General features: G+C 68.4%; 8 protein-coding genes. 2 read left to right on the top strand and 6 right to left on the bottom strand.

The window, feature by feature from the left end; all coding sequences use genetic code 11:
• Window positions 1-95: 95 nt before the first annotated feature.
• The 3 genes from GD1_RS23330 to GD1_RS23320 form a co-directional block, all read right to left on the bottom strand.
• Window positions 96-599: a potassium channel family protein gene (locus tag GD1_RS23330; protein WP_238403555.1), complete on the bottom strand. Its 504-nt coding sequence runs from the start codon at window positions 597-599 to the stop codon at window positions 96-98.
• A 28-nt stretch (window positions 600-627) separates the two neighbouring features.
• On the bottom strand, window positions 628-2634 hold the full coding sequence (locus tag GD1_RS23325; RefSeq protein ID WP_059039899.1) for a M13 family metallopeptidase: 2007 nt from the start codon (window positions 2632-2634) through the stop codon (window positions 628-630).
• 64 nt (window positions 2635-2698) lie between these two features.
• Window positions 2699-3454: a pirin family protein gene (locus GD1_RS23320; protein ID WP_059039898.1), complete on the bottom strand. Its 756-nt coding sequence runs from the start codon at window positions 3452-3454 to the stop codon at window positions 2699-2701.
• A 291-nt stretch (window positions 3455-3745) separates the two neighbouring features.
• Here GD1_RS23320 and GD1_RS23315 point away from each other — a divergent pair, with 291 nt between their 5' ends.
• On the top strand, window positions 3746-5386 hold the full coding sequence (locus GD1_RS23315; RefSeq protein WP_059039897.1) for an NTF2-like N-terminal transpeptidase domain-containing protein: 1641 nt from the start codon (window positions 3746-3748) through the stop codon (window positions 5384-5386).
• A gap of 18 nt (window positions 5387-5404) precedes the next feature.
• Here GD1_RS23315 and GD1_RS23310 read toward each other — a convergent pair whose 3' ends face one another.
• Complete coding sequence (locus tag GD1_RS23310) at window positions 5405-5830, bottom strand: DUF3054 domain-containing protein (protein ID WP_238403550.1); 426 nt, start codon at window positions 5828-5830, stop codon at window positions 5405-5407.
• Between the two features lie 63 nt (window positions 5831-5893).
• On the bottom strand, window positions 5894-7165 hold the full coding sequence (locus GD1_RS23305; protein WP_059039895.1) for a lysylphosphatidylglycerol synthase transmembrane domain-containing protein: 1272 nt from the start codon (window positions 7163-7165) through the stop codon (window positions 5894-5896).
• Between the two features lie 58 nt (window positions 7166-7223).
• On the opposite strand from GD1_RS23305, the gene GD1_RS23300 reads away from it, so the two are divergent.
• Entirely contained in the window at window positions 7224-8501 is a 1278-nt protein-coding gene (locus tag GD1_RS23300) for an AI-2E family transporter (RefSeq protein ID WP_082365714.1), read from the top strand.
• Window positions 8502-8600: 99 nt separating this feature from the next.
• On the opposite strand, the gene GD1_RS23295 is transcribed toward GD1_RS23300, so the two are convergent.
• Complete coding sequence (locus tag GD1_RS23295; protein WP_020792858.1) at window positions 8601-8978, bottom strand: hypothetical protein; 378 nt, start codon at window positions 8976-8978, stop codon at window positions 8601-8603.
• Window positions 8979-9124 lie beyond the last annotated feature (146 nt).

The raw sequence follows: 9124 nt of genomic DNA, 5'->3' as shown, positions 1-9124 counted from the left end.
CCATCGTGGGTGGGGCTCAACCACCGTAAGGGGCTGCGTCGCTTCGCTCCTCGTCGGCTCGACCACCGTAGGCATCGGCGGTCGTGCAATGCTTTTCAGCCGTCTCCTTGTTTGCGTTTGTAGTTCACGAGCAGGGTCACCAGCCGAAGTCCCAGGCCGATGAGCACCACGGTGCTGACCATCTGGACCGACACCATCGCCCGGGAACCCTGTGACGCCGGGGTGATGTCGCCGAACCCGGTGGTGGTGAACACGGTGAGGCTGAAGTACAGGGCGTCGATCCGGGTCAACCGCTCGGACATGCTGCCCGGCGAATACTCGGAGAACAGGTAGTACGTGGTGGCGAACGAGATGATGTAGAGGCTCGCGACCGCCACCATCATCTCGAGTGCGGTGGCCACCGGATGGCGTGAACGCATGAAGTGCCGGACCTCCCACCCGCAGAACGCGACGAGCAGCGCGGCGCCGACGACGAATCCGATCCCCTTGTAGCCGCTGTCGGCGTTGATGGGCAACAGGAAGTAGCCGACCAGCAGGACCAGCCCGGCCAGGATCGGGCGCAACAACGCCACGGTGACCTGGCCGGGGGTGACCTGCATGCCGTCGAACTCCGGCGGCTGGTCGGAACTACCAGATGCGAACACGGTCGGCGTCCGGGAGGTACAGGTCATCACCCTCGGAGACGTCGAACGCGTCGTAGAACGCGTCGATGTTGCGGACCACCCCGTTGCACCGGAACTCCGGCGGCGAGTGCGGGTCGATCGACAGACGTCGGATCGCCTCGGCGTCACGGGTCTTGGTGCGCCAGATCTGGGCCCAGGAGAAGAACACCCGCTGGACGCCGGTGAGATCGTCGATCACCGGGGTCGGCGTACCCTCGGTCGCCAGGCGGTAGGCGACCAGTGCGATCGACAGGCCGCCGAGGTCGCCGATGTTCTCGCCGATCGTGAACTCGCCGTTGACCTTGTGATCGGCATCCAGGCCGGCCGGGGTGAACTCGTTGTACTGCTCGATGAGTTTGCGTGTGCGGGTGGAGAACTCGGTGCGGTCGGAATCGCTCCACCAGTCGACGAGGTTGCCGTCGCCGTCGTACTTGGCGCCCTGGTCGTCGAAGCCGTGGCCGATCTCGTGCCCGATGACCGCGCCGATACCACCGTAGTTGGCGGCGTCGTCGGCCTCCGGATCGAAGAACGGCGGCTGCAGGATGGCGGCCGGGAAGACGATCTCGTTCATCCCGGGGTTGTAGTAGGCGTTGACCGTCTGCGGCGTCATGAACCACTCGTCACGGTCCACCGGGGTGCCGATCTTGGCGAACTCACGGTCCTGCTCGAACGACGACGCACGGGCGACATTGCCGATCAGATCGCCGCGGTCGACGGTCAGCGCACCGTAGTCACGCCAGCGGGCCGGGTAGCCGATCTTGGGGGTGAACTTGTCGAGCTTGGCCAGCGCCTTCTCGCGGGTGACCGGGCTCATCCACTCCAGGTCGGTGATGTTGCGGCGGTATGCCTCGACGAGGTTGGCGATCAGCTCGTCCATCCGGGCCTTGGCCTCCGGCGGGAAGTGCTTGTCCACGTACAGCTTTCCCACCGCGAACCCGGCCGCGTCCTCGACGAAGCCGACACCGCGCTTCCACCGTTCCCGGATGGTCTCCGCGCCGGTGAGGGTGCGTCCGTAGAAGTCGAAGTTCTCGTCGACGAACGCCGCGGACAGATACGGTGCGGCGGCGCGCAGCAGCCGCCAGGTGAGCCAGGTCTTCCAGTCCTCCAGGGGGGAACCCGCGATCAGCGCACTGGCGCCGGTGACGAACGACGGCTGGCCGACGACGGTCTCGGCAAAGGTGACCTCACCGGTGGTGCCGAGTCCGCCGAACCAGGCAGAGAGATCGAAACCCTCCGCAGTGGAGGCGAACTCGTCGAGGCCGAGGAGGTTGTAGGTCAGCTCGGCGTCGCGGCGGCGCACCACATCCCAATGATGTGCGGCGATCGCGGTCTCGAGGTCGAGCACGGTCTGTGCCCGTGCATCGGCGTCGTCGAATCCGGCGAGGGCGAACATCTTGCCGATGTGGGCGAGATAGGCCTCGCGGATCGCGGCGTGTTTGTCCACGCGGTAGTACGACTCGTCGGGCAGGCCGAGACCGGACTGCACCACGTGGACCAGGTAGCGGTCGGACTGCCGGGCGTCGGTGTCGACGTAGAACCCGAACAGGCCGCCGACGCCGCGGCGTTGCAGTCGGCCGATCTGGGCGGCGAGCCCGGCGGTGTCGGAGATCGCCGAGATGCGCTCCAACTCGCCCTGGACGGGGCCGAGGCCGAGCGCCTCGATGTGATCGGTGTCCATGAACGAGCCGTAGAGGTCGCCGATCTTGGCCGCGTCGGTGCCGCTGTCGGGGTTGGCTTCCGAACAGGCGATGATCAGATCGCGGACGTTCTCCTCGGCGCGGTCACGCAGGACGTGGAAGGCGCCGTCCACCGACCGGTCGTCGGGGATCTCGTGGGTCGCCAGCCACTTGCCGTTGACGTGTGAGAACAGATCGTCCTGGATACGGACGGAGTCGTCGACCCAGTCGAGGTCGAGACCCGAGATCACGGTGGCATTCGGGGCAGGGGTCTTCGAGGCAGTCACGCCGTCCATCCTGTCACCGTCGGGCGGATCCGTCAGCCACGTCGCCACCGCGGGGTGGCCCGGCGGCGGCCGGTCAGAACTCGCCCAGCGCCCGATCCATCGCCCAGATCAGCACCTCGGCGTCGGTCTCGGCGGTCATGTCCTCGCCGCCGGTGTCGCGTCCACGTGCCGCATCGCCGGGTCCGAGCGTGAACCGCCCGCCGGTGGCGTCGGCGACGGTGAGTTCTCCGCGGACGACGAAGACATGGGTGAAACGTGCGGCCGGGAGGGTCAGGTGGCGGCCGGCGGGCGGGCGCGCGGCGTACAGGGTGGCGCCGCGGTTGGCGATCGGGATGGCCGCCCCGTGTGCGGGATCGCCGGAGGCCACCGCGACGAGTCCGCCGGTCGCGAGGTCGGCGGAGATGTCCTGCTGGGCGTAGGACGGGTCGGTGCCGTGCTCGTCGGGCAGGATCCACATCTGCACGTAGCGGGCGGTCTCGGTGCCCGATCCGGGCAGATCGGGCCACGGATCGTTGCGTTCGGAATGGTCCACGCCGTGACCGGCGCTCATGCGCTGCGCCAGCCCCGGGTACACGACGCCGGCATTGCCTGCGGAATCGCGATGTACCAGGGATCCCGAGGTGACCCATGTGACTATCTCGGATTCTTGGTGATGGTGTGCATCGAACCCGCATCCAGGTGGCAAATTCTCTTCATTCGATGCAATCAATGCCCCATGATGGGTGTTGTCCGGATCGTAGTGGTCACCGAAGGAGAAACTATGGCGGGAGGAGAGCCAGTCGGTCTGCGTCAGGCTCCTGTCGCCGGCCCGGATCACGGAAAAACCCATGCCTCATTATGGCCGTCGGGTGAGCCGGACCATTCGGGCCGGCACCGGCGCGATGCCGAGGCCGATGATCCCGCCGAGACCACTCCTCCTCGGACGGCCCGACCCCGGGACGTGCCCCCGGTCACAGCCGCTACGCCCACGGTAAAACCCCAGGTCGAATCGACATCTGGCGGCGAATCCACAGCAACCCGCCAGAAACCCGGCCCGCGAGACCGGATCGTGACCGGTCCGAGTCCCGATCGCAAGAGGCCGGTATCGAATTCTCGTGTGACTAGAGTGAAAATTGTGACTATGGGTTCTCGTGTGAAGTGGGCGGCGCTTGCCGCCGGTGTGGTGGTGATCTGTGCTGCCGCGTTCGGCATCAAGTCGTTGGTCGCCTCGACACCCGACACGGGAGCCGTGGCCGCGATCGACACCTTCGCCGAGGCGTGGAGCCGCCAGGATGCGGCAACCGCGGCGCGGTACACCACCGCCCCCCAGCAGGCGAGCGATGCGCTGGCCCAGACCTTCCAGGCGATGAACGCCAAGGCCGTCGACGTGACGGTCGAGAAGCCCGTCGAGTACAGCGACGGCACCGCGTCGTTCTACCTCAAGACCACGTGGCACTTCGACAAGGACCGCTCGTTCACGTCGACCAGTTCGGGGACCGCCCGCCATCTCTCCGCGGGCTGGCGGGTGACCTGGGAACCGTCGGTGGTCTACCCCGGCATGCCGGCCGGCGGCAACCTCCGTGAGATCCGCACCGAGGCCACCCCCGCACCGATCGTCCGCAGCCGGTCCGGCAAGACCTTCATGTACCTGCAGCCGGTCAACGAGATCGTCCTCGATCCCGCCCAGACCCGCGACCTCCCCGCCTCGGCGCGATCGCTGGCCGACTCGATCAGTCCCATCGCACCCCTGGTGACCGCCGCGGTGATCAACCAGAAGCTCGCGGCGTCGCAGGGCAAGCCGATCACCGCGGTCACCCTGCGGAACTCCGACATGGAGGTGCTGACCACCGATCCCGGCCGGGTCCCGGGTGTCACCGTCCGCAAGACGGGGATGCTGGTGATGGCCGACCGGCGGTTGTCGTCACCGCTGGAACCGGGGCTCACGAACTACTGGCAGGCGATCCGCGACGCGACCGCGGGCTGGCAGGTCCAGCTGGTCGGTCCGGGACTGGCGCCGCAGCGTCTCGAGGGCGAACAGGGCCCGGCCGGTCCGAACGTGCAGACCACGATCGACCAGGGCGTGCAGCTGACCCTGGGCGACGCCGCCGTCGAGGTGGGACAGCCCGCCACCATCGTGGCGCTCGACGCCAACACCGGCGGCATCCTGGGGATGGCCCAGAACTCCTATGCCGTCGACCGGGGGATCGGCATCGACGCCGCGTACCCGGTCGGTACCACCCTCGACCCGGTGTTCGCCGCGGTCGACCGCATCGCCCACGACGGTCAGCAGAACGCCGACGCCGCCCTGGACCGTCTCGGTCTGGGCGTGCAGTTCTCCATTCCCGGCGCCAGTGCGCCCAGCGTGGGTCAGCCGGGCGCGGCCACGATCGACTTCCGGCCGCAGAACGCCACGATGTCGATGAGCAACATGGCCGCTCTCGGGGTGGCGCTGGCACGTTCGGCGTCGGGTACCCGCTCGTCGGTGGCGCCCTTCGTGATCCAGGGAGTCCCCACCAAGATCTCCGGTGGTGAACTCGGTGACCTCGACCCGGCGCTCACCACACCGGTGTGGCAGGCGATGACCACCACCGCCAAGACCGGTGACGCCAGCGACCTCACCAAGGCCGCCGGGCTGCGTGCGCTGGTCGGCACCAACGGGCCCGAGGGTCCCGGATGGTTCGTCGGCGTTCAGGGCGGCAAGGTGATCGTGATCTACACCGAGGGACCCAAGTCGGGCACCGCCGCACTCCAGGTGGCGCAGAAGTACTTCACCATCCGGTGAGTCCGGGCCCCGACGGGCTCAGGCGTTGCGGCGTACGACGAATGCGGCCAGTGCCCGCCAGCCCAGCAGGAACAGGGCGAGGACCGTGGCGGCGACGATGATGAAGCTCACCGCGACGCCCTCGTGGAACAGGTAGCGCAGGATCATCCCGACGGTGACCGTGCAGAACCAGATGAACAGGCCGGCCGGGACGATGCGATCGGGGCGGAACTCGCGGCCGAACCACTCCCTGGAACGGACGTGGGAGTACACGTAGTCGATCGACCAGCCGACGGCCGCACCGGCCAGGAACGGCCAGAGTGTCTGCAGCACCCCCAGCAGGGCATACCCGTTGTGATGGGAGGACCGGCCGATCAGCACGAAGACGGTGATGGCGACCGCATCGATCAACGCGGTGACCGGCAACGACACCGACGACGACGTCGTGGACCCCCCAGAAGTCATGGCCGAACTCGACATGGTCCCCAACGGTAGCGCCAAACCCCCGCCGAACGTCAATCCATGTGATCAATCCGCGTCGTCGTCGGGTCGGCGCAAGGGCCGTGTGTCGGGTGCATCCGACGCCGACCGGTCGGTGGCGCCACGTGCCGGGCCGTCGGGCCCGGGCCGTTTCTCGAGCCGTTCGGTGTCGGTCCGGTCGGGATCGGGATCGGGATCGGGGGGACGTTCCCGGCTCAGCGGTGCGGTGTCGACCTGATCGGCGTCGGGGTCGATACCGAGATCGCGGTCGTACTCGTCCTCGAGGGTGTCCTTGTCGCGAATCCCGGTGCGGAACTTCACCAGGATCACCACCCAGCCCACCGCCGAGACCAGGACATAGCTGATCAGCCGGTAGACCAGAACCGCGGTGAGCGCGTCGGCGGCGGGCATGTCGGCGGTGGTCAGGGCCGGCACCAGCACCGCGTCGACGACGCCGATCCCGCCCGGCAGCAGCGGCACCGCGGTTCCGACGGCCTTGCCCGCGGCATAGGCGACCATCACGCCGGAGATCGCCGGATTCGCGCCCACCGCCCAGCAGGCGAACAGCAGACATGCGATGTCGGTGATCCAGTTGAACAGGCTCCAGCCGAAGGCCGTTGCGGTGTCACGACGGGTCAGCTGCACCGCTCGCAGCTGGTCGAGGATCTCCGACAGCCGGGCGACACCGTGGTCGGCGGGTTTGTTGCGGAGCTGGTTGATCCACCCCAGTGCTCGCTCGCCGCCGGACTGCAGCGTCTCCGGATGCGTTGCCAGATACTGCAGTACGGCCACCACCGCGATGAACCCGATCACCGAGAACATCACCGAGAACGGGCTGGTCCTGGCTCCCGCGAGCACGGCGCCGCCGAATCCGAGGACCGCCAGACCGACGCCGGCCAGCAGTCCCGACATGACGACCTGCCACGACGCCACCACCGGGGAGGCGCCCCACTTGCGGGTCTCGCGGTAGGTGAAGGCCGGTGCCAGCACCTGGCCGCCGGGCATCGTCTGGCTCAGCGAGTTGGCCGCGAGCACCACCGACAGCGACTTCATCTGCGAGACCACCACTCCGGCCGACCGCAGCAGCGCCCGCTGCACCTGCGCGAAGCTGTCCATCGACAGCATCGCGGCAACGATGCACGCCACCAGCCAGACCCAATCGAGCTGGTCGGTGCGTTCCCACGCCTTCTCCAGACTGGGCCAGATCAGCACCACCTCGACCGCGAGGATCACCACGACGACGGCGAGCAGCACCCAGCGCGCCCACCAGAAACGGTGGCGCCTGTCGGGGTGCGGCACCGTCGGCGAGTCGGATGACATGTGCCCCACCCTATCCACAGCTACCCTGACTCCCGTGAGCGATGGCGACTCAAGGGCAATGGCGGCCGACGGCGGCGGGGCCGCGGCGACCGGTGACGGGGGTCCGACCCGATTCCGCGGACTGGCAGATCTCGACCGGTCCAAGGTGCACCCGATGGTCCGGGCCGCTGCCGAATGGTCCTGGCGGCTACTGCTCATCCTGGTCGCGATCTACGCTGCCGGCAAGTTGTTCCGGCAGTTCCAAGAGGTCGCCGTCCCACTGTGTCTCGCCGTCCTGCTGTCGGCGTTCCTCGTCCCCGCGGTGGACTACCTCAACCGCCGTCGCGTCCCACGGTCGATCGCCGTGGTGCTGGTGCTGGTGCTGGCGCTGGGTGTGGTGGGCACGGTGCTGACCTTCGTCGGCCGGGCCTTTGTCTCCGGCTTCCCGGATCTGACCCACGAGGTGATCGACACCATCGGTCAGCTGCGCACCTGGCTGGCCGAGGGGCCGCTCCAGATCGACGAGGGTCAGGTCAGCCACCTCGGCAACAACATCATCTCGCTGATGGAGAACAACCAGGCCAAACTCGCCAGCGGCGCGCTGGCCACGGCCACCACCGCGACCGAACTGGTCACCGGCGGGCTGCTGATGATCTTCTTGCTGATCTTCTTCCTCTACGGCGGCGGCCAGATCTGGGAGTTCTGCGCCAAGCTGATCCCGTCGGGATCGCGTGAGAAGGTCACCGCCGCCGGTATCGCCGGCTTCGGCACCCTCGTCGCCTACGTGCGGGCCACCGTGGTGGTGGCCCTCGTCGACGCGGTCTGTATCGGTATCGGTCTCGCCATCCTGCGCGTTCCGCTGGCCCTGCCGCTGGCGACGGTGATCTTCCTGTTCTCGTTCATCCCCATCGTCGGTGCACTGATCAGCGGTTCGCTGGCGGTGGTCATCGCGCTGGTCACCCAGGGATGGATCACCGCGGTGATCGTGCTGGCCATCCTGATCGGTGTGATGCAGCTGGAAGGCCATGTGCTGCAACCGTTCCTGATGGGCCGGTCGGTGCGACTGCATCCGGTGGCGGTGGTCCTGGCGATCGCTGCGGGTCTCGTCGCCGCGGGTATCGTCGGCGGCCTGCTGGCCGTCCCGCTGATCGCGTTCTGCAACACCGCGATCCGCTATCTCCACGGCGAACCGCTGACCGAGGTCATCCACGGGGAGGGGGCATTCGAGGCGTCACCCGATCCGCCGATCTGGGATCGGGTCCACCTCGACAAGGCCATCGCCGACGCCGAAGGGCTGACCGACGAGATCTCCGAAGGCCCCGACACCGACGAGACCAAGACGCCGGACCCACGCTGAGTCCGGCGTTCCCGATGCCGGGCCGGTCCCTACCGGTGCCGGCCCGGCCCTCACCGGTGGCGGGCCGGTGTCGATCGGCCTGGGCCCGGCCGGTCCCGATCAGTTCTGGTCTTGATCTCCGGACCGGCTGCGGCGCAGCAGATCCTGCACGCTGATCTTGTCGCCGTCGGCGTTGTCCCGGGCATGTCGATCGGCCCCGGTCGAGCGTGACGCCGAGGCGTCGGAGGGGGTATCCGGATCGGTTGCCCCGGAATCGGTGGTCGCGCCGGGCCGGTTCGGCGCGGACGGTGTGAGTCCTTGCGACAGACCACGATCCATCGGCGACGGTCCTCCCGCGGTGCGGCCGGGGGCCGACGGGGAACGATCCTCCGGGCTCAGCGACGCGGCCAGCGGACGACGTCCGGTCTGGTCGAGTTCGGGCCGTCGGCTCAGCGGTGACCGGCCGGTACCGGCGGGCCCAGCCGGGTTCTGCGGCACCGACGGTACTCCGTTTGCTCCCGAATCCTGCTGTGCGGGTGCCGGATTCGGCCTCGGTGCCGGACCGGTGCGGCGCGCCGGGGGCGTTGACGGACGGGGCTGCGGCCGGGCCGGTCGTCCGGTGGCCGGCGGGCGCGGCGCGGTGG

Origin of the sequence: Gordonia desulfuricans NBRC 100010 (assembly GCF_001485495.1) — a bacterium.
Classification (GTDB): Bacteria; Actinomycetota; Actinomycetes; order Mycobacteriales; family Mycobacteriaceae; genus Gordonia; species Gordonia desulfuricans.
This window is presented reverse-complemented; position numbering and strand designations above follow the sequence as displayed.

Bases quoted from the DNA above. Each gene is read 5' to 3' on its own strand.
- GD1_RS23330 (WP_238403555.1), bottom strand. From the start codon at position 599: ATGCAGGTCACCCCCGGCCAGGTCACCGTGGCGTTGTTGCGCCCGATC.
- GD1_RS23325 (WP_059039899.1), bottom strand. From the start codon at position 2,634: ATGGACGGCGTGACTGCCTCGAAGACCCCTGCCCCGAATGCCACCGTG.
- GD1_RS23320 (WP_059039898.1), bottom strand. From the start codon at position 3,454: ATGGGTTTTTCCGTGATCCGGGCCGGCGACAGGAGCCTGACGCAGACC.
- GD1_RS23315 (WP_059039897.1), top strand. From the start codon at position 3,746: ATGGGTTCTCGTGTGAAGTGGGCGGCGCTTGCCGCCGGTGTGGTGGTG.
- GD1_RS23310 (WP_238403550.1), bottom strand. From the start codon at position 5,830: ATGACTTCTGGGGGGTCCACGACGTCGTCGTCGGTGTCGTTGCCGGTC.
- GD1_RS23305 (WP_059039895.1), bottom strand. From the start codon at position 7,165: ATGTCATCCGACTCGCCGACGGTGCCGCACCCCGACAGGCGCCACCGT.
- GD1_RS23300 (WP_082365714.1), top strand. From the start codon at position 7,224: ATGGCGGCCGACGGCGGCGGGGCCGCGGCGACCGGTGACGGGGGTCCG.